Source organism: Methylobacterium sp. GXS13, from assembly GCF_001455965.1.
In the GTDB taxonomy this organism is placed as follows: Bacteria; Pseudomonadota; Alphaproteobacteria; order Rhizobiales; family Beijerinckiaceae; genus Methylobacterium.
Genome location: NZ_LKKO01000032.1, coordinates 38,172 through 57,675, shown reverse-complemented (window position 1 = coordinate 57,675; position 19,504 = coordinate 38,172). Strand labels below are relative to the sequence as shown.

Annotated in this window: 19 protein-coding genes and 1 tRNA gene; 5 read left to right on the top strand and 15 right to left on the bottom strand. The window is 69.0% G+C overall.

Translation table 11 applies throughout. From position 1 onward, the window contains the following. Window position 1: 1 nt before the first annotated feature. Genes AO398_RS12050 through AO398_RS12020 form a run of 7 tightly spaced genes read right to left on the bottom strand, consistent with a single transcriptional unit; the run spans window position 2 to window position 5,774 of the window. Window positions 2-211, bottom strand: coding sequence for a hypothetical protein (locus AO398_RS12050; protein WP_058192284.1), 210 nt, complete (start codon window positions 209-211; stop codon window positions 2-4). Window positions 212-215: 4 nt separating this feature from the next. Further along, complete coding sequence (nuoF, locus tag AO398_RS12045) at window positions 216-1,517, bottom strand: NADH-quinone oxidoreductase subunit NuoF (protein ID WP_058192283.1); 1,302 nt, start codon at window positions 1,515-1,517, stop codon at window positions 216-218. Window positions 1,518-1,526: 9 nt separating this feature from the next. Continuing rightward, window positions 1,527-2,888, bottom strand: a complete 1,362-nt coding sequence (gene nuoE, locus AO398_RS12040; RefSeq protein WP_058192282.1) for an NADH-quinone oxidoreductase subunit NuoE — start codon at window positions 2,886-2,888, stop codon at window positions 1,527-1,529. A 12-nt stretch (window positions 2,889-2,900) separates the two neighbouring features. After that, a complete protein-coding gene (locus AO398_RS12035; protein WP_058192281.1) occupies window positions 2,901-4,091 on the bottom strand; it encodes an NADH-quinone oxidoreductase subunit D in 1,191 nt (396 codons plus the stop codon). A gap of 16 nt (window positions 4,092-4,107) precedes the next feature. Then, window positions 4,108-4,758 (bottom strand): NADH-quinone oxidoreductase subunit C, encoded by a 651-nt coding sequence (locus tag AO398_RS12030; RefSeq protein WP_058192280.1) that lies wholly within the window; start codon window positions 4,756-4,758, stop codon window positions 4,108-4,110. A gap of 9 nt (window positions 4,759-4,767) precedes the next feature. Then, the gene (locus tag AO398_RS12025; protein ID WP_007560753.1) at window positions 4,768-5,367 is read right to left on the bottom strand and encodes an NADH-quinone oxidoreductase subunit B; all 600 of its coding nucleotides are present in this window, start codon (window positions 5,365-5,367) and stop codon (window positions 4,768-4,770) included. Between the two features lie 41 nt (window positions 5,368-5,408). Continuing rightward, window positions 5,409-5,774: an NADH-quinone oxidoreductase subunit A gene (locus AO398_RS12020; protein WP_007560754.1), complete on the bottom strand. Its 366-nt coding sequence runs from the start codon at window positions 5,772-5,774 to the stop codon at window positions 5,409-5,411. A 363-nt stretch (window positions 5,775-6,137) separates the two neighbouring features. On the opposite strand from AO398_RS12020, the gene AO398_RS12015 reads away from it, so the two are divergent. Continuing rightward, window positions 6,138-6,214: transfer RNA gene (locus tag AO398_RS12015), tRNA-Asp, on the top strand. A gap of 105 nt (window positions 6,215-6,319) precedes the next feature. On the opposite strand, the gene AO398_RS28300 is transcribed toward AO398_RS12015, so the two are convergent. The 3 genes from AO398_RS28300 to AO398_RS29375 form a co-directional block, all read right to left on the bottom strand. Then, the gene (locus tag AO398_RS28300) at window positions 6,320-6,652 is read right to left on the bottom strand and encodes a DUF6883 domain-containing protein (protein WP_152997502.1); all 333 of its coding nucleotides are present in this window, start codon (window positions 6,650-6,652) and stop codon (window positions 6,320-6,322) included. Window positions 6,653-6,681: 29 nt separating this feature from the next. Continuing rightward, window positions 6,682-6,933: a hypothetical protein gene (locus AO398_RS12010; RefSeq protein WP_058192279.1), complete on the bottom strand. Its 252-nt coding sequence runs from the start codon at window positions 6,931-6,933 to the stop codon at window positions 6,682-6,684. Between the two features lie 66 nt (window positions 6,934-6,999). Beyond that, a complete protein-coding gene (locus AO398_RS29375) occupies window positions 7,000-7,212 on the bottom strand; it encodes a DUF1127 domain-containing protein (RefSeq protein WP_280139124.1) in 213 nt (70 codons plus the stop codon). A 206-nt stretch (window positions 7,213-7,418) separates the two neighbouring features. Here AO398_RS29375 and AO398_RS12000 point away from each other — a divergent pair, with 206 nt between their 5' ends. Beyond that, window positions 7,419-8,810, top strand: coding sequence for a PLP-dependent aminotransferase family protein (locus tag AO398_RS12000; RefSeq protein WP_058192278.1), 1,392 nt, complete (start codon window positions 7,419-7,421; stop codon window positions 8,808-8,810). Between the two features lie 400 nt (window positions 8,811-9,210). On the opposite strand, the gene AO398_RS11995 is transcribed toward AO398_RS12000, so the two are convergent. The 5 genes from AO398_RS11995 to AO398_RS11975 form a co-directional block, all read right to left on the bottom strand. Beyond that, window positions 9,211-11,700, bottom strand: a complete 2,490-nt coding sequence (locus AO398_RS11995) for a TonB-dependent siderophore receptor (protein WP_244498742.1) — start codon at window positions 11,698-11,700, stop codon at window positions 9,211-9,213. 188 nt (window positions 11,701-11,888) lie between these two features. After that, on the bottom strand, window positions 11,889-12,902 hold the full coding sequence (locus AO398_RS11990) for a FecR domain-containing protein (protein ID WP_058192277.1): 1,014 nt from the start codon (window positions 12,900-12,902) through the stop codon (window positions 11,889-11,891). Window positions 12,903-12,992: 90 nt separating this feature from the next. Then, complete coding sequence (locus AO398_RS11985; RefSeq protein ID WP_058192276.1) at window positions 12,993-13,538, bottom strand: sigma-70 family RNA polymerase sigma factor; 546 nt, start codon at window positions 13,536-13,538, stop codon at window positions 12,993-12,995. A gap of 431 nt (window positions 13,539-13,969) precedes the next feature. After that, complete coding sequence (locus AO398_RS11980; protein WP_058192275.1) at window positions 13,970-15,307, bottom strand: sensor histidine kinase; 1,338 nt, start codon at window positions 15,305-15,307, stop codon at window positions 13,970-13,972. Beyond that, window positions 15,307-15,972 carry a response regulator transcription factor gene (locus AO398_RS11975; protein ID WP_058192274.1) on the bottom strand — a complete coding sequence of 222 codons (666 nt, stop codon included), beginning with the start codon at window positions 15,970-15,972 and terminating at the stop codon, window positions 15,307-15,309. The genes AO398_RS11980 and AO398_RS11975 overlap by 1 nt, the downstream gene beginning before the upstream one ends. 257 nt (window positions 15,973-16,229) lie before the next feature. On the opposite strand from AO398_RS11975, the gene AO398_RS11970 reads away from it, so the two are divergent. The 3 genes from AO398_RS11970 to AO398_RS11960 all read left to right on the top strand — a co-directional run bounded on the left by AO398_RS11970 (window position 16,230) and on the right by AO398_RS11960 (window position 19,494). After that, window positions 16,230-16,916, top strand: coding sequence for a hypothetical protein (locus tag AO398_RS11970; RefSeq protein WP_058192273.1), 687 nt, complete (start codon window positions 16,230-16,232; stop codon window positions 16,914-16,916). Window positions 16,917-16,982: 66 nt separating this feature from the next. Further along, window positions 16,983-17,291, top strand: a complete 309-nt coding sequence (locus AO398_RS11965; RefSeq protein ID WP_082643247.1) for a hypothetical protein — start codon at window positions 16,983-16,985, stop codon at window positions 17,289-17,291. Window positions 17,292-17,742: 451 nt separating this feature from the next. Beyond that, the gene (locus AO398_RS11960) at window positions 17,743-19,494 is read left to right on the top strand and encodes an ABC transporter ATP-binding protein (RefSeq protein WP_058192271.1); all 1,752 of its coding nucleotides are present in this window, start codon (window positions 17,743-17,745) and stop codon (window positions 19,492-19,494) included. The last annotated feature ends 10 nt before the right edge of the window (window positions 19,495-19,504 follow it).

Below are 19,504 nucleotides of genomic sequence, written 5' to 3'. Positions count from 1 at the left end.
CTCAGTGCGGGGCGTCGGCGAGATCGAGGCGTCGCTCGATCCGCTCGAGGCGAAGCTCGACCCGGTCGATCCGCCGGTGAACGCCGGCCAGGTTTTCTTCGACCGCGGCCATCCGGCCCTTCAACTCACGGACATCGTCGCTGAGCCGATCGACCTTCTCGTCGATGCGACGCAGGTACACGAGCATCAGGTTGTCAGGCTGGCTCGTCATGGCCTCACTCCGCGGCCATCGGGATCGGGTCGGAATGCGGGTTGGCCGTATAGCGGTCGATCCGCTTCTCGATCTCGGGGCGGAAGTGCTTGATCAGGCCCTGGATCGGCCAGGCCGCCGCGCTGCCGAGCGCGCAGATCGTGTGACCCTCGATCTGCTTGGTGACCTCGAACAGCATGTCGATCTCGCGCTTCTGCGCCCGGCCCTCGGTCATCCGCTGCATCACCCGCCACATCCAGCCGGTGCCTTCCCGGCAGGGCGTGCACTGGCCGCAGGATTCGTGCTTGTAGAAGTACGAGATCCGGGTGATCGCCGCGACGATGTCGGTGGACCTGTCGAGCACGATCACCGCCGCCGTACCGAGGCCGGAGCCGAGGCCGCGCAGGGTGTCGAAATCCATCTTGGCGTCGATGATCTGGTCGGCCGGCACCAGCGGCACCGACGAGCCGCCCGGGATCGAGCAGAGCAGGTTGTCCCAGCCGCCGCGCATGCCGCCGCAATGCCGGTCCACCAGCTCGCGGAAGGTGATGCCCAGTTCCGCCTCGACGTTGCACGGCCTGTTGACGTGCCCCGAGACGCAGAACAGCTTGGTGCCGGTGTTGTTCTTGCCGCCGAGCCCGGCGAACCACGCGCCGCCCCGGCGCAGGATCGTTCCGGCCACCGCGATCGACTCGACGTTGTTGACCGTCGTGGGGCAGCCGTAGAGGCCCATATTGGCCGGGAACGGCGGCTTGAGCCGCGGCATCCCCTTCTTGCCCTCGAGGCTCTCGATCAGCGCCGTCTCTTCGCCGCAGATATAGGCGCCCGCGCCGTGGTGGACGTAGATGTCGAAGGGAAAGTCGTGCACGTTCGACTGGCCGACGAGACGGGCCTCGTAGGCCTCGTCCACGGCTTTCTGGAGCGCGTGCTTCTCGGCCACGTATTCGCCGCGGATGTAGATGTAGCAGGCATGCGCGCCCATGGCGAAGCAGGCCAGCATGCAGCCCTCGATCAGGAGATGCGGATCGTGCCGCATGATCTCCCGGTCCTTGCAGGTGCCCGGCTCCGACTCGTCGGCATTGACCACGAGGTAGTGCGGGCGCCCGTCCGACTTCTTCGGCATGAACGACCATTTCAGGCCGGTGGGGAAGCCCGCGCCGCCGCGGCCGCGCAGGCCCGACGCCTTCATCTCCTCGATGATCCAGTCGCGGCCCTGCTCTAGGAGGAACTTGGTCCCGTCCCAGGCGCCGCGCTGCTTGGCAGCCTCCAGGCCCGGCGAATGCAGGCCGTAGAGGTTGGTGAAGATGCGATCCTGATCCGACAGCATGTCAGGTCCTCACTGAGCCGGCGCCGATAGAGCCTTGGCCTGACCGACCCAGTCCTCCCGGTCGATGCGACCTGGGACCGCGAGGTAGGTGCCGACCCAGGTTATCTCGTCGCGGGCCCAGGCGGCGATCTGGTCGAAATGGTGGATGCCGAGGCCGTTGAGGCGCAGGCTGGTGTCGGGATCGATGCCCCGGATCCGGGTGAGATCGTCCGGCCGGCCGGCGCGGGCCGCGTCGAGGCCGGGCGGACGGGTGCCGACGGCGTTCGCCTTCTGCTCCGGGGTCGCATCCTGCGGCAGCGCAGCGAGCGCCCCGGCGACGCGGGCCTCCTCGGCTTCCGCCGCGACCTCACCCGCGCTGGCGCCGGAGGCGTCCGGCTGCTGGGGGACCGTATCGCGCTGGGGCGTCTCCTGATTCCCCTGCTCGCCCGCGGCCGGCTCGCCCTCGGCGATGCGCTTGGCCGGTGAGTCGAGCACGTCCGCGTCGCCCGGGCGGGCGGCGCCGTGCTTGGCGGTGGAGCGGCCGCGCTCGGCCGCGTCGGCGCGATCTTCGGGCTTCACCGGCGTCTCGCCCTCGGCCGCACGCTGGGCCGGGGCGTCGCTGACCGTCCGCTCCACCGGTCGCCCGGCATCGGGCTTGGCCGGCTTCGGATTGACGGCGGCCTGTTGCTCGCTGGAGGCCGCCTCGCCGGTCTTGGCGGCCTGCTCCTCGGGCTTGGCCGTGTCCTCGAAGCGCTTGCGCCAAGCTCCGATCCGCGATCCGTCGAACAGGGTCTGGTCGGTGAGCGTGTCGGGGCCGCCCTGCGGCTCCGAGGCCTGGCGTCCGATCTGCGAGCCGACCTTGACCGGCCGGCCGGCCGCCAGGTCGTCCATCAGCGTGCCGAGGGACTCGGGCGTGAGGTCCTCGTAATAATCCTGGTTGATCTGCACCATCGGGGCGTTGCAGCAGGCGCCCAGGCACTCGACCTCGAGCCAGGAGAAGTTGCCGTCGGCCGAGACGTGACCGGGGGGGCCGAGGCGCGCCTCGAGCATCTCCTTCAGGCCCCGGGCGCCGCAGGAATCGCACGGCACCGTGCCGCAGACCTGAATCCAGAAGCGGCCCACCGGCTCCAGGGCGAACATCGTGTAGAAGGTCGCCACCTCCAGCACGCGGATGTTGGGCATGCCGAGTTCGGCCGCCACCGCCTCGATGGCCGCCCGCGGCAGCCAGCCGCCGTTCTGCTCCTGCGCCTTCCAGAGCAGCGAGATCACCGCGGAGGCCTGGCGGCCCTCCGGGTACTTGGCGATCTGGGTCTTGGCCCAGGCGGCGTTCTCGGGGGAGAACGCAAAGCTCTCGGGCTGCTCAGAGGCCGGCGCGAGTCTGCGGTTTGCCATCCTGCTAACGCCTTACCGATCCACTTCGCCGAACACGATGTCGAGGGTGCCGAGCACACAGGACACGTCGGCCAGAAGGTGCCCCCGGCACATCCAATCCATCGCCTGAAGATGCGCGAAGCCCGGCGCGCGGATCTTGCAGCGATACGGCTTGTTGGTGCCGTCGGACACGAGATAGACGCCGAACTCGCCCTTGGGCGCCTCCACGGCGGCGTAGACCTCGCCCTCCGGCACGTGGAAGCCCTCGGTGTAGAGCTTGAAGTGGTGGATCAGCGCTTCCATCGAGCGCTTCATCTCGCGGCGCGGCGGCGGCGCGAACTTGCCGTCGATAGCGGCGATCGGGCCCTGCCCGGCCGGCTCGCGCAGCTTGGCGCAGCACTGCTTCATGATCTTGGCCGATTCGCGCATTTCCTCCATGCGGATCACCTGCCGGTCGTAGGTGTCGCCGTTCCGGCCCACCGGCACGTCGAACTCCATCTCCTCGTAGCACTCGTAGGGCTGCGCCTTGCGCAGGTCCCACGGGATGCCGGAGCCGCGCAGCATGACGCCGGAGAAGCCCCATTCCATGCACTCGTCCACCGACACGATGCCGATGTCGACGTTGCGCTGCTTGAAGATGCGGTTGGCCATGACGAGGTCGTCGAGATCCTGGACGACCTGCAGGAACGGGTCGCAGAACGCCTCGATATCGTCGATCAGCTTGGGCGGCAGGTCCTGGTGGACGCCGCCCGGCCGGAAGTAGTTGGCGTGGAGCCGGGCGCCCGAGGCACGCTCGTAGAAGATCATCAGCTTCTCGCGCTCCTCGAAGCCCCAGAGCGGGGGCGTGAGGGCGCCGACATCCATCGCCTGCGTGGTGACATTGAGCAGGTGCGACAGCAGGCGGCCGATCTCGCAGAACAGCACGCGGATCAGCTGGGCGCGCCGCGGCACCTCGATGCCCGCGAGCTTCTCGATCGCCAGGCAGAAGGCGTGCTCCTGATTCATCGGCGACACGTAGTCGAGCCGGTCGAAATAGGGCGTCGCCTGGAGGTAGGTCTTGTGCTCGATCAGCTTCTCGGTGCCGCGGTGCAGCAGCCCGATATGCGGATCGACCCGCTCGACCACCTCACCGTCCAGCTCCAGCACGAGGCGCAGCACGCCGTGCGCCGCCGGGTGCTGCGGGCCGAAATTGATCGCGAAATTGCGGATGTTGTGTTCTGTCATTGACAGTCTCCGCGGTTCAGGCCGACGTCTTCTTCTCGTCTCCGGGCAGCACGTAGTCTGTGCCTTCCCACGGGGACAGGAAGTCGAAGTTGCGGAATTCTTGGGTGAGCTGGACCGGCTCGTAGACGACCCGGGCCTCGTCCTGGTCGTACCGGACCTCGACGAAGCCGGTGAGCGGGAAGTCCTTGCGCAGGGGATGTCCCTCGAACCCGTAATCGGTGAGCAGCCGGCGCAGGTCCGGATGCCCCGAGAACAAGATGCCGTAGAGGTCGTAGGTCTCGCGCTCGTACCAGTTCGCGGCCGGGAACACTTCGATCGCCGAGGGGACCGGGGTCACCTCGTCCGTCTGCACCTTCACCCGGATGCGCGCGTTGTGGCGCAGCGAGAGCAGGTGGTAGACCACGTCGAAGCGCTGCGCGCGCTGCGGGTAGTCCGCGCCGCAGATGTCGATGAAGCTGCGGAACGCGCAGGCCGGGTCGTCGCGCAGGTAGGTCAGCACGTAGATGATGTCGGAGGCCTGGACCACCAGGGTCAGCTCGCCGAACGCGATGGCGTGCGACACCACCGCCGGGCCGAGCGCGCCGGTAACCCGCTCGGCCAGCGCCGTGAGGGCGGCCGGGCCGCTCTCGGGCTGGGTGTGCGACAGGATCGAGATGCCGTTGGTCATGGCCGCTCCTCAGCGCTCGATCGTGCCGGTCCGGCGGATCTTCTTCTGGAGAAGCAGCACGCCGTAGAGCAGCGCCTCGGCGGTGGGCGGGCAGCCGGGCACGTAGATGTCCACCGGCACCACCCGGTCGCAGCCGCGCACCACCGAATAGGAATAGTGATAGTAGCCGCCGCCGTTGGCGCAGGAGCCCATCGAGATCACGTAGCGCGGCTCCGGCATCTGGTCGTAGACCTTGCGCAGGGCCGGAGCCATCTTGTTGGTCAGCGTGCCGGCGACGATCATCACGTCCGACTGGCGCGGCGAGCCACGGGGCGCGAAGCCGAAGCGCTCGCAATCGTAGCGCGGCATCGACATCTGCATCATCTCGACCGCGCAGCAGGCGAGCCCGAAGGTCATCCACATCAGCGAGCCGGTGCGGGCCCAGTTGATCAGCTCGTCCGTGGTGGTGAGCAGGAAGCCCCGGTCGGCCAGTTCGTCGCTGATCGACAGGAAGGTCGGATCGTCCGCGCCGATCGGCCGGCCGGTGTTGGGATCGATGATCCCTTTCGGCTGGGGCGCGACCGCGGGGGCGCGGGACAGGCTGTGGGTCGTGTCGGTGATCAGGGCCATCGGCGACTCGGAATGCGGTGCGGGCAGGCTGCTGTTGCGAATCAATCCCATTCGAGGGCGCCCTTGCGCCACTCATAGACGAAACCGACCGTCAGCACGCCCAGGAAGACGATCATCGACCAGAAGCCGAACCAGCCAAGGTCTCCGAAGGTGATCGCCCACGGGAATAGGAACGCGACCTCGAGATCGAAGATGATGAACAGGATCGCCACGAGGTAGAACCGCACGTCGAACTTCATGCGGGCATCGTCGAATGCGTTGAAGCCGCACTCGTAGGCCGAGAGCTTCTCCGGATCCGGGCTCTTGAAGGCGACCAGGAAGGGCACGACGAGCAGCGCCGTGGCGATGAACAGAGCCACGCCGATGAACACGATGAGCGGAAGGTAATCCGCCAACAATCCGGTCATGCCAGGGCCTCGCGAGAGCGTCTCGATCGACGTGGGAAACCGCGGTGCGCCGCCGAACCGGATTCGCCCGTGGAATTGTTCTTATGCCAGGATGCGCGCGGCCGGAGGCTTAGTCGAGCCGCCGACCCCTGACAATGGCTTGCCGCGTCGCACAAAGTGCAGGTCTTGTCTTGTGTAGGGATGTGGGCCTGCGCGGCGGCCCTGCAACACGACGCATGCGCGCAGCCCCTTTGGCCGGGCGCGGCGCAAAACCATCACGGACACGCTTGACAGCCCCCCGCCTGGCCCATAAACCCCGCCCCGTCGCCGGGCGAAACGCCCTCTTCGAAGCGCATCCATCGGCTTTCGAAGCGACCACGCCGTGCGGGCGTAGCTCAGTTGGTTAGAGTGCCGGCCTGTCACGCCGGAGGTCGCGGGTTCGAGCCCCGTCGCCCGCGCCACTTCCATAAGTTTCTTAAAATCGAAATTTGGATTTGCCCTCCGGCTATGTCGGGGGCGTTCCATCGAGTTCGCGATGTTATGGCGTTAAAGCCTGACACGGAAAACTACGATGATGCGTTGCGCCGTGCAGGCAGCGGGATGACGGTAAGAAGGCGGCCGTAAAGATCCTCTTCGATGAGCCAGACGGAGCGAATCCAGGGCTCTCGGCCATCGACACCTTTGATTGGGCCTTCGCAGACAATGCGCCTCGACCCAACCGCGTCGAAAATCATCTGCACGTCCGGGGCGGACACATAATGGTCTACCAAGGCGTCTGCCAGAATGTTCGGTTGACCTGCTGTGAATCCGAAGCGCAGCAAAAACTTTGCTTTTGAGCCGCCTTTCGGGTGCATAGGATTCAGCAAGTAACCGACGATCTTCTCGCCCTGGATGCGCAACCCCAGGAGTGTCGGCAGGCCTGCGCGACTCACGGCGTATGGCGACCAGTGCGTCTCAGATCGACTGGTAGCACCGTCGCGAGGGCACCCGCTGGCTCCGGGAATTCGACGAAAAAGGCTTCGCCGCCCTTCCAGACGCCGACGATGGTGCCTTCGGTGCCGGCCGGAATCGGATCGCCGTCATCGGTTACGACCGGTGCCAGCACGACCACGTCGTCGAGATCCCGAAACGTGGCCCCGGTATCCTCTTTCCGCAGCAGGTATGAGAAGTCGACCGACATTTCCTGAGATTGGCGCTTGCGATGAGCGTGCGCAAGTCGATGGTCACCGCACGGCTGACCGGAGCCTCAAACCGAAGGCCAGCGACCGGCCCCCCGCGCCCGCCGGCGTTCATCGCGCCGGCCGATCAGCAGGTCGGTGGCGTCGCGGGGCCCCGGCACGGCCGCGTCGGCGACGTCCTGCGGGGTCAGCCCGATATCCTTCAGCTCCCGCTCGGACAGGGTCGAGAGCCGGTGCAGCACGCGCCGGTTCATCGCCGCGCGCGACAGCCCCGCCCGCACCTACGCGGCGGCCGCGGCGATCGCCTGGACGGACCGGGCGAGCCAGGACGGCCTGCCTGGGGCATGGGCGGTCTCGGTGAGGCATTGGTCCATGATTCGATCCTCCGTCTGTCCGGAACCCGGCGATCTTGACCGCACGGGACTGGCGGCGACAGGAACAGTTCGGTACGATTTCGAAGAATTGTCCGGTCGGAAAGGCGGTACGGATGCAGGTCGCGCTCAAGCCCGCCGGGACGCGCGTGGAGATCGTGGCCGGGGAGATCCGCGAGCGGATCGCGGCGCGCCACCTCGTGCCGGGGGTCCGGATCCCATCGGTGCGGGCCTTCGCGGAATCCATGGGGGTGTCGAAATCGACCGTGGTGGAGGCCTATGACCGGCTGGCCGCCGAGGGCACCCTGGTGGCGCGGCCGGGCTCGGGCTTCTACGTCGCCGGCAAGACCCGGCCGCTCTCGCTCCAGGCGATGGGCCCCCGGCTCGACCGGATCGTCGACCCGCTGTGGATCACCCGCCAAGCGCAGCAGGCCGGCGCGGACCAGCTCAAGCCCGGGGCCGGCTGGCTGCCCGATTCCTGGATGCCGCACGAGGCGATTCGGCGGGGCCTGCGCCGGGTGGCGCGGGCGGATCTCGCCGAGATGACCAATTACGACCGGCCGCTGGGCTACGAGCCCCTGCGGATCCAGATCGCCCGCAAGATCGCCGAGAAGGGCGTAGGCGCCGAGCCGGACCAGATCGTGCTCGTCGAATCCGCCACCCAGGCCCTCGACCTCGTCTGCCGGTTCCTGCTCCAGCCGGGCGACACCGTGCTGGTGGACGATCCCTGTTACTTCAACTTCCTGGCGCTGCTGCGGGCACACCGGGTGTCGGTGGTCGGCGTGCCGCTCACCCCGGAGGGCCCGGACCTGCAGGCTCTCGGGACCCTGCTCGAGCGGCACCGGCCGCGCTTCTACCTGACCAACGCGGCGCTCCAGAACCCGACCGGCGCGAGCCTCGCCCCGGCCATCGCCCATCGGCTGCTGAAGCTGTGCGAGGCGCACGACACCCTGATCGTCGAGGACGAGATCTTTGGCGACCTCGAACCGGAGCCGGCCCCGCGGCTCGCCGGGTTCGACGGGCTGGAGCGGGTGATCCAGATCGGCAGCTTCTCCAAAACCCTGTCGGCGGCGGCACGCTGCGGCTGGATCGCGCTCCGGGGCGACTGGGTCGAGCCGCTGGTCGATCTGAAGCTCGCGCTCAGCCTCGGCAACGGCCACGTCACGGCGGCTTTGGTGCACAGCCTGATCACCGAAGGCTGCTACCGCCGGCACCTCGCCGAGACCAAGCGGCGGCTCGCCGGCGCCATGGTCCAGGCCTCGGCCGAGCTCGGCGCCTGCGGCCTGAAACCCTGGGCGCAGCCCCGGGGCGGCTTCTTCCTGTGGATGCGCCTGCCGGACGGGCGCGACGGCGCCGAGGTGGCGCGCCGCGCCCTGGCGCAGGGCATGGTGCTGGCCCCGGGGGCGGCGTTCAGCCTCTCCGACGACTGGAACGGCTACCTGCGCTTCAACGTCGCCCACTGCACCGACCCGCGCATCCGGCCGATCCTGCGCGGGGCGCTGGCTTGATCGCTGCGGGGCCCGTCCGTGCGAGCGCATCGACCCGGCCCGGCGCCACCTTTGGCAATGCGGGGGGGGATGGATCAATATCCGATCCGCTTGAGCTTAGATTTGCTGCCTTCGACCGTTTATAGACATTGGGAAGGTCCGCTCAGGGGATCATAAGGTGCAAAGACCTACGATTGCGTGAGGTAAGGTGCCGCCTTTTGCTTCCGGGCGAATGACCGGCCGAGCAGGCATAGTCCAGCAGCAACTGGTTTCTTGCAGCCCGTCTACCGCCCGCCGGCGTTAGACGGAACGGGCGAACGTTTATGGCCCCAGATCTCGCTTCCTCCCGCGTGATCAGGGTCGCCAGCCGTGCTCGGCACCTCACGCTTCCGCATTCATTTCCGGCGACGTTCTTAGATCGTTACCAGCGATAGCGCAGTGTCGCGAGGATCGTCTGCCTGTTTCCGTAGAAGCAGCCGGTCGCAGCAATGCACGTCGTGACGTAAGTCTTGTCGAAGAGGTTCGTCGCGTTGAGCGCAAGATCGACGCCCTTCAGCACGGGATAGCGATACCCAAAATCGTAGCGGACAGCCGCGTCGACCAGCGTGACCGCAGGTGTTCGGTAGAGATTGGCGGTGTCGCCGACCGAGATGCCGATGTAGCGCACGCCTGCGCCCAGGCCGAGGCCGGCCCATTCCCCCGTTCGGATCGTGTAGTCGAGCCAGACCGAGGCCTGTTGGCGTGGAACGAAGGGCAGTTCGTTCCCGACGATGCTGACACCGGCCGCGTTGGCGTTGGCCTTGGTGAACCTGCTGGTCATCGCAGCGTAGGAGGCGACCATGTCGAGGCTGTCGGTGAGGCTGGCCTTCGCCTCCAGTTCCAGCCCGCGGACCCTTGCCTCGCCGGCTTGGCTGTTGAACCGGAAGTTGAGGGCGTCCGGCGTCAGCACGTTCTGCTGCGTGAGATCGAACACCGCACCGGTCAGCAAGAGGTTCGTACCTGTCGGCTGGGCCTTGATGCCGCCCTCGATCTGGTCACCGGTGGTCGGCGCGAAGGGTGCGCCGAAGCGGTTGGTGCCGGAGGTCGGCTGGAACGACGTCGCGTAGCTCACGTATGGGGACAAGCCACCGTCGAAAAGATAGTTCAGGCCGACACGGCCGGTGAAGGCGGCATCGTCCTGTTTCACCTGCGCCAGCGCGCCGGTCGACACCGTTCGGGTCCGGGTGATGGCGTCGGCCCAGTCCTGACGTCCACTGAGGGTGAGACCGAAGCCGCCGAAGCGGATCTCGTCTTGCACGTACAGGCCGGTCTGGTTGCGCCCTTGTGTGATCCGCGTGCCGAGCGGCGGCCGGGTGACGGTCCCGGCATAGACCGGGGCGAAGATGTCGATCGAGGGGACGCCCGTCAGGTCCGACTCGTCGTAGCGTGCATCCTCACGCAGATAATCTGCGCCGAACAGGAGCGTATGGGCGAAAGGTCCCGTGAGGAAGCGTGCCTCCGCCTGATTGTCGACGTTGAAGAGGTTCGAGCGTTCCGGGAACGCCCAAGCGTAGCGGGACAGCGTCCGTCCGTCGGCCGCAAGCCCGCTCGCCTGGACGCGCTGCGTGTCGGCTTCGACATGCGCAAACCGCAGGTTCTGGCGCAGTGTCCAGATCTCATCGAAACGATGCTCGAACGCGTAGCCGATGAAGCTTTGGTCGAGCTTGAACCGATCGTAGTTCGGCTCGCCGATGAAGCGGTTCGTGGAGATGCGTCCGCGCGGGTTCGTGTACAATGTGCCGAGGGTCGGGAGGCCTTGCGGCGCACCGCCACCGGGCGAGTCGATGTGCAGGTACTGCGACAGGATCGTGAAGGACGTGTCCGCATCCGGTCGGAACGTGACGCTCGGGGCGAGGAAGACCCGGTCTTCCTCCAGGTAATCCAGCTGGGTTCCGGTGGTGCGGGCGAGCCCGGTGAGCCGGTAGAGGACGCGGCCTTCCGGATCGACGGGGCCGGACAGGTCGAAGGCGGCCTGAGCACGTCCGAAGCTGCCGGTCTGGAGCTGGATCTCGTGCAGCGGCACCGCGCTCGGACGCTTGCTGACGAGGTTGAGTAAGCCGCCTGGCGAGTTCTGCCCGTAAAGTCCTGACGCAGGGCCCTTCAGCAGTTCGACGCGCTCCAGGCCGTATGTCTCGACGAGTGGCTGCGAGTAGCCCCGTGCGCCGTAAGGAAGGCGCAGGCCATCCAGGTAGCGTCCGGGCACGAAACCGCGGACGTAGAGCCAGTCGTAGCGCAGGTCCGTGCCGTACTGCGTGAGCACGCCCGGGGTGTAGAGCAAAGCCTGGCGCACGGTCTGCGCTTGCCGATCCTCGATCTCCTTCCGGCCGACCACGTTGATGGCCTGCGGCGTTTCCAGGATCGGCGTGCCGGTCTTCGTCGCCGTCGCGCTGCGTCTGGCGACGTAGCCATTGACCGGCCCAAGAGCCGTGTCGGTGGTCACCTCCAAGGCATCGAGGGTCACGCTGCCGTCTTGAGGGCCGGCGACGTCGGCCTGGGCCACGAGACCGACGATGGTGGCCGCGCGCCTGGCCGTGAAGTGCGGCACCAAGCCGGTGCCCGCAAGCAGCTGCCGCAAGGCTCCCATCCGGTCGTACCGTCCGGAGAGTGGCGTCGAGCGCAGGCGGCGGCTGGCGTTGCTGTCGTAGATCAGCTGCACGCCGCTGACGGCGCCATAGGATGCCAGAGCCTCGTCAAGGGGCTGCCCGGCAATCGCGAAGTCGAGGGTCTCGTCCAGATCCGGATTGGGCGATGTCACGCGGACGATCCGCGCCTCGACCCTCGCCCCGGTCAGGTCAGCGGGGGCGATGGCTGCCGCAGTCTGCGTCGGCAGGGTCAACACGAGCGCCGCGACCCCACTCAATCCGGTCACCATCCGAAAGCCGTCTCCCGTCCGGTGCCGCCCGCATCCTCGCGCCATCGTCGTGCCCCGCGTCATCCTGCGGCTTGTCACCGCTGTCCGACGGGTCGTGATCGCCCGTCTGACTCCTCAGACGCGCGCCGGGTGGCGAGCCCGCAAAAAAACTGCGTGTCCTTTCTCGGCCCGACGCGACCGTGCGGCGCTCAGCGCAGGACGACGAGGCGGTCGCCGAACCTGACCTCCGATAGGGCGAGGGCGGTGCGGATGCTGCCGAGAGCCTCCTCCGGTCGCGCGAGGTGGAACACGCCCGTCACCCGCCGGGCGGCCGTAGCCGAACTGGCGACGACGATCCGTCCCGGCCGGTATCGATTGAGATCGTCCACGACCTGCGACAGGGGCGTATCACGGAAGACAAGCAGGCCCCGCCTCCAGGCAGCCGTGGTGGCGACGTCGATGGCGTGGGGACCGCGCGCATCCGGTCCGATCCCGACCTCCTGACCGGCCACGAGGCGCGTCGCAGCAACGCCCGGTGCGGGAACGACAGTGACTTGCCCGGCCAGGCAGGCCATGTCGGCATCCTGGCCGCCGACCCAGCCGGACAGGCCTCCGCGAGGCCTGCACCGAACGACGACCTCCGCCGGCTCACTCGGCTCAGTGACGAGGCGCGCCTCGCCCACGACCACGGTGAGGGCAGCGCGGGTGGCCGGAACGGTGACGGCCACCGAGCCCGCATGCAGAACGATGTCCTGCCGCATGTCCTTGCGGTGAGCGTCCAGGGCCGTCTCGGCATCTAGCTCGATGCGGATGCCGCCCGGCAGGGTCACCGTCCGGATCTCGCCGGTTCCCGTCCGGTATGCAGCCCGCAGGGTCGGCCACCGCAACGCAAGCGTCGCGCCCGCGGCTGCGATGGAGGCCGACGCGACCCCGCCCGCGGCCACTCGGCCCAGCATGCGCCGCCGGGTCATCCCGCGGGGCGCCTCCCGGGCAGATGCCGGCCCGGACGTGACCGCGAGGGCGTCGCCCGTCCGCCGCCAAAGTCCGGCGGCAGCCCGGAATGCGGCGTCGTGCGCGGGCAGGGAGCGCCAGGCGGCGAGGGCCTCGGCGTCATCCTGCGTCGCCGTTCCGGAGGTCAGGTGGACAACCCAGGCGTGCGCCTGCTGCCGGACGCTGCGATCGTCGCCGTTCGTGGTCCTGTCCGGTTGGTTCGGCTCGCTCATTCTTCTCTCGCCGGTCGGCGGATCCGTTTCGCGCCATCGCACGGAAAGAGCATCCTGCAGCAAGACGTTTCGATGTGCCGCATCCCGCAATCAATCCGGGATCCGGCTTGTTCGGAGACGGTCCGCACAATGATCGAGCGCCATCCTGACTTCGGCCTCCACCGTTCGGAGTGATACGCCGAGGCGCGCGGCGATGGAGGCGTGGCTCAAGCCTTCGATCCGGCTGAGGCGGAAGGCCTCGGCGCGCCGGGGCGGGAGTTCGCGCAGGGCCGCACCGAGCCTCTGCAGGTCGAGGCGGCCCTGTGCCTGCCGGTCCGGGCCCGGTCCCTCGTCGGCGACAGCCAGAAGATCGTCGATCTCGACGGGCGTGAGCAACCGGGACTGGCGCATCTGCGCTCTGTTGTGATCCACGGCCAGGTTCGCCGCGATCTGGAACAGGAAGGCGCGTTCGTTGTGAAAAACGGTCCGTCCCTGCTCGGACCGCGCCACCCGGATGAAGGCCTCGTGCATGAGGTCGGTCGCTTCGTGCCGGCCGACCTTTCGGCTCAGAAACCGCAGCAAGGCCTCGCAATGGCTGCGATAGAGGCTCGCCAATCGGCTCGCAGGCCCATCATGGGCGGGATCGACGGCAGGCATGGAGCTTTGCCTGTGAGAGACGGCTGGGGTGGCTTGGCTATGCCTCGGCGTATCGCGACGATGGACCGTAAAGCAAGAGCATGGAAGTCACGCTCAAGATGCGGGGCTCTAGTTTTTAATTTTTCTATTTAATCTTTCCGTTGAAGTTCTATAAATACTTAAGCGCACAAGAGATATTATTCGATGGGGTGATGCTTTCTCCTGCGCAAGTGCGCCGATAGTCTTCTTGCCGGTAGGCTTAGGAGAGAACCGCCCGAGAACTGGGTAAAGGCGTGAATGTCCGGTTGCAGCCGTGGCGAGAAGGGCCGTTTTCCACCCTCCTGAGACATCACCGGGGCCAGGCGGATCGTATTCAGACCCTGGGTCACATCCCCTGCTCGTGATGACGACGCGCGGCGCAGCGGACAGGCGCCATCGACCCGCCGCCGGCCTCAAGCCGGCAAGGTCAGCTCCGCCTCCAGCCCACCCAGCTCCGAGCGCCCGAGGGTGAGGCCGCCGACCACGCCCTCGGCGAGTTCGAGGGTGATCGGCAGCCCGAAGCCGTGGCCCGGCACGCCCTCGTCGAGGCGCCGGCCGCGTTCCATGACCGCTGCGGCGGCCGCGCCGTCGAGGCCCGGCCCGTCATCCTCGACCCGCACCATGATGCCGCCCGCCTCGCCGGCGGCCGTGACCCGGATCCGGCTGCGGCACCAGCGGCAGGCATTGTCCACGAGGTTGCCGAGCATCTCGTCGAGATCCTGGCCCTCGCACGGGACCGACAGGTCGTCGGGCACGGCGAGATCGATCGCCACGCCCTTCTCGGCGTACAGGCGCACCAGCGCGTCGCGCAGGTCCGAGACCCGGGGGGCCAGTTGTGTCCGTCCCCGGGCCGAGCCGGCAAGCGCCGCCGCCCGGGCCCGGCGCAGATGGTGGCGGACCCGCCGGTCCATGTCGTCCACCTGCAGGCGCAGCGCCCCGTCGGGGTCGCGGGCGGGATCGGCCAGGGCCATGGACAGGGTCGCCAGCGGGGTCTTGAGGGCGTGGGCGAGGTTGGCGACGTGGCCGCGGGCGCGTTCCAGGTTCTGGGCGTTCTGGTCGAGCAGCGCGTTGAGCTCGGTGACCAGCGGCTTGATCTCGGCGGGCTGCTCTTCCGGCACCCGCTCCCGGCGCCCGGCGCGCACGGCGGCGAGGTCGGCCCGCAGGCGCCGCAGCGGTGCCAGGCCGAGGCGGACCTGCAGCGCCAAACCGGCGATCAGGCAGAGGCCGAGGATCCCGAGGGCCAGCGCGAGGCTGGTCAGGGCCTCGCGCAGGGGGCCGTAGAGAGCCGCCTGGGGGGCAGCCGCGACGATCGTGGCGGGGGGCGTGCCCGGCACGGTGAGCACGCGCAGGATCAGCCGCTCCCCTCGCGGCCCGGTGCCGTCCGCCGGGTGCGGGTGGCCGGGATCGTCGTCGGGACCCGGCGCGGTGACGGTGATGTGGCCGCCCCGCAGAGAGTCCGAGCCGAAAGTCTCGGACCCGCGGCGCACCTCCCAGGCCCAGCCGGGCCCGTCCCGGTCGAAGGGCGGCGCGTCGCGATTCTGGGACAGCAGCCCCGCCTCCAGCCCGGCCCGCAGCGCGACGATCTGGGCGTCGAGATGCCCCTCGATCTGCCCGCGGACGAAGCGGTGCAGGATCACCCCGATGGCGAGACCGGCGACCACGAGCGCGGCCAGCACCAGCACCGCGGCGGCGGCCAGCAGGCGGGTCCGCAGGGAGCGGTGCGGTGGCGGGGGCTTCTTCGTCGGCGGCATCAGGCCGGATCCGCATGCAGGCGGTAGCCGTGGCCGCGCACGCTCTCGATCCGGGCCGGGGCGATCTTCCGGCGCAGGCGGGTGATGATCACCTCCACGGAGTTCGAATCGACATCCGCGTCGCCCTCGTAGACCCGCTCGATCAGGTGCGGACGTGGCACCACCGCGTCGCGGTTGAGCATCAGGCAGGACAGGACCCGCCATTCGAGGCCCGTGAGCTTGAGCGGCAGGCCCTCGTGCTCGAAGGCCCCGAGGCCGGTGTCGAAGCTCAAGGGGCCGCAGGCGATCCGGCTGGCGCCGCCGCCCTGCGACCGGCGCACCAGGGCGCGCAGGCGGATCACCAGCTCCTCCACCCGCACCGGCTTGACCAGGTAATCGTCCGCCCCCGCCTTGAAGGCGGCGACCTTGTCGCTCCAGCCGTCCCGGGCGGTGAGCACCAGCACCGGCAGGGTCCGCCCGGCCGCCCGCCAGGCGCGCAGCACCGAGACGCCGTCGCCCCTGGGCAGGCCGAGATCGAGCACCACCGCGTCGTAGCCCTCGGTCTCGCCGAGATGCTGCGCGTCCTCGCCGGTGGCGGCCCGGTCGAGGACGAAGTTCTCCGCGCGCAGGACCTTGGCCAATTCGGTGGCCAGGGCCGTGTCGTCCTCCACCAGCAGGATTTTCAAAGGTTCGCCCTCTCGTACCTCGGCTTGCCGGAAATCATGCCGCCGCGGCAAGTTAGGGCCGGCTTCTCACGCCGCCCATCAATCCGGCGTCCCGGATCGGCCGGCGGCGCCAAGTGTCTGATCGCCCGCGCGTCTCGGCCATAAGCGGGCGGGTTTAACCGGGGCTGAACCGGGTGGTTCAGACCGGATTGGCGGGCGCGCCTTACGAAGGAGCCACGGACCGATCGGGTCCCGAACCCTTCAAGAGGACGACACCGATGAGCGACGAGACAAACACCATCGACGGCACCGCCCGCGAGATCCGCGAGCCCGCGCCCGCCGCCAAGACGGCCAAAAGAATCCCGGCGCGGACCTGGGTGGTGGCCGCGATCGCCGCGCCCCTGGCGCTGGGTGCGGCCGGCCTGTCCCTGGCGCAGGGCAATGCCGTCCAGCCGACGCCGGTGGACCCTGTGGCGATCCAGGCGCTCGCCCCGTCGAGCGCCACCGCGATCAAGGGCGAGGTCGCCGAGATTTTCGGCAACAAGTTCGTGGTCCAGGACCCCACCGGCCGGGCGCTGGTCGAGACCGGTCCCGCCGGCGAGAGCGGCAAGCTCGTCAGCAAGGGCGAGGCCGTGACTGTGCAGGGCCGCTTCGAGACCGGGTTCCTGCATGCCAGCGTCCTGACCCACGGCGATGGCCGCAAGGTGGTGATCGGCCCGGCCGGCGGGCCGCCCACCGGCAGCCTCGACTGGGCCAAGGACAAGCTCGGCCTCGGGCCGACGCCGGACGTGCCGGCCCTGACCGCCGCCGTCCAGGCCGCCGGCTACGGCGACGTGCGGGTGACCGGCCGCGGACCGCGCCACCTCGAGGTCGCCGCCAAGGATCGCGACGGGCGTGAGCACCAGCTCCATGTCGGCTTCGACGGCCAGGTCCGCGAGCGGCCGGTCCCGGGCGCCCGCCTCTGACGGGGTGATGCAACCGTTTCCGCCCTGCCGCGTCCTCCTGTCACTCACTTCGACAGGAGGCGCGCCGTGGAACCGATGAAGCCGATGGAACCCATGAAGCCCATGGAACCGATGAAGCCGATGAAGGGCATGGAGCCCTTCTGGCCGAAGGACCTGGGCGATCCCTCGACCAGCGGCTCGCAGAACGGGATGAAATACGCGTTCTTCCCGGACAAGCACCGGCTCCTGATCGAGCGCGACGGCCAGGTCTCGACCTACGACAGCGGCGACCACCGGATCGGCGGCGTCTCCCAATCGGACGGCAGCACCAAGTCGCTGACCTTCTCCAGCCAGAACGGCGACGTGGATCTGGGCTCGCTGAAGAAGCTCGACTGACGGTCCGCATCGGCTCGCAGGCGAGGTCGACGACGGAGTGCGACGGCCGCCTCTCCCATGCGGACCAGCGGATTCACACGTCGCGCTCGGCAGCAAGCGCTGGAAACACCACGCGTTTTCCCCTCCCCCTTGCGGGGAGGGGTAGGGGTGGGGGCGGTGCAGGAGGCATTGCTGCACCTCTTCCGGGACCACCCCCACCTCCAACTCCTCCCCGCAAGGGGGAGGAGCGCGCGTGGCGCTTCGCCGATCAGCCTGACGCGCAGGCCCGAGCGGGCCCCGCCAGCCTTCGCGTGTCGAAGGGCAGCCGATCGAAAGCCTCACCCGGTCTCAGGATGAGGGGGAGGTTTGGGGCTCGAACCACCCAACCGCCCCCGACCACCTTCCCCTCCGGCGCCGGGCCCTCTAAGCCCGGCCCGGCCATGCGAGCCCCTCCGCCGACCCGTCCCGAACCATGCGCGCGCTGATCGACCTCGTGCGCCTCATGCGCGCGCGCGACCGGCGGCGGCTGGGCCCGGCTGCGCTGGGCCTCGCGGTCGCGGCCCTGCTGGAGGTGGTCGGCGTCGCCTCGGTGATCCCGTTCCTGACCCTGGTCGGCGACCCCTCGGCGGCGACAAGGGTGCCCTACCTCGCCCAGGCTCGCGAAGCCCTCGGCCTCGCCGACGAGCGCAGTTTTCTGCTGGTCACCGGTGGGGCGGCACTGCTCGCGATCCTGACCACGGCCGTGGTCAATGCCGGGCTCACCTACGCGCAGCTGCTGTTCACGCATCTGGCCGGCTACGGCTTCGGCCGGCGGCTGCTGTTCCGCTACCTCGACCGCGAGCGGCTGTTCTTCGCCCAGGCCAACAGCGCCGAGCTCGCCAAGAACGTCCTGTCCGAGACCGACCGGCTGGTGGTCGGCGTGCTGACCCCGGCCACCGTGCTGGCCTCCCGGGCGACCTCCGCGCTCGCGGTGATCGCCTTCCTGCTGGCCTACGCGCCGCAGCTCGCCCTGATCCTCGGGGGCGGCTTCGGTGGGCTCTATGTTGGGATCTACCTGATCATGCGGGCCCGGCTCGCCCGGCTCGGTGGCCGCTCGGTGGCCGACAACGAGGCCCGGTTCCGGATCGTCCAGGAAACCTTTGGAGCGCTGACGGAGCTGAAGCTCTACGGCCGGGCCGAGGCGTTTGCCGGCCGGTTCGACGCCCCGGCCCGGGCCTACGCGGTCGCCACGGCGGCGAGCCTGCTCACCGGCCAGATGCCGCGCTTCGTCATCGAGGCCCTGGCCTTCGGCGGGGTGATCGTAGTGGTGCTGTTCGCCCTGGCCCAGGGGCTCGACGTCGCCGGGATCCTGCCGCTGCTCGGCCTGTTCGCCTTTGCGGGCTACCGGATGCTGCCGGCCTTCCAGAACATTTTTACCTCCGTCTCGCTGATGCGGTTCTACAGCCCGGTGGTGCAGGTGATCGTCGACGAGCTTGCCGACGAACGGGAGGCCCGGCCCCGCACCGGCGAGCGCCTGCCCTTCGCCCGAGAGATCCGGCTGGACGGCATCGGCTTCGATTACGGCACCGGCCGCCCGGCGCTGGCCGACATCGACCTGACCATCCCGGTCAACACCACGGTCGGTCTCGCCGGCCGCACCGGCTCGGGCAAGTCGACCCTGGCGGGGCTGCTGCTGGGCGTGCTCACTCCGGGGACGGGCCGGATCACCGTGGACGGGCGTGTGCTCGACGCGAGCGCCCTCCCCGCCTGGCAGAACCGCATCGGCTACGTCCCGCAGGATGTGTTTCTGGTGGACGGCACGGTGGCCGAGAACATCGCGCTGGGCCTCGACGCGCCGGACCTGGCCGCGGTCGAGCGCGCGGCCCGGCTCGCCGGCGCCCACGATTTCGTGGCCGCCCTGCCCCGGGGCTACGGCGAGCGCGTCGGCGAGCGCGGGGCGCGGCTGTCGGGCGGCCAGCGGCAGCGCATCGGCATCGCCCGGGCGCTCTACCACGACCCCGACGTGATCGTGTTCGACGAGGCGACCTCGGCGCTGGACGACGAGACCCAAGCCGCGGTGATGCGCGCCCTGCGGGCGCTGTCGGGCCGGCGCACCCTGATCCTGATCGCCCACCGCCTGTCCACCCTGGAGGGGGCCGACGCGGTCCATGTGCTGGAGGCCGGCCGGCTGGTCGCCTCCGGCCCGCCGGAGACGATCCTGCCGGGGTTGGGAGCCGTGGCCTGAGCGGAGGCGG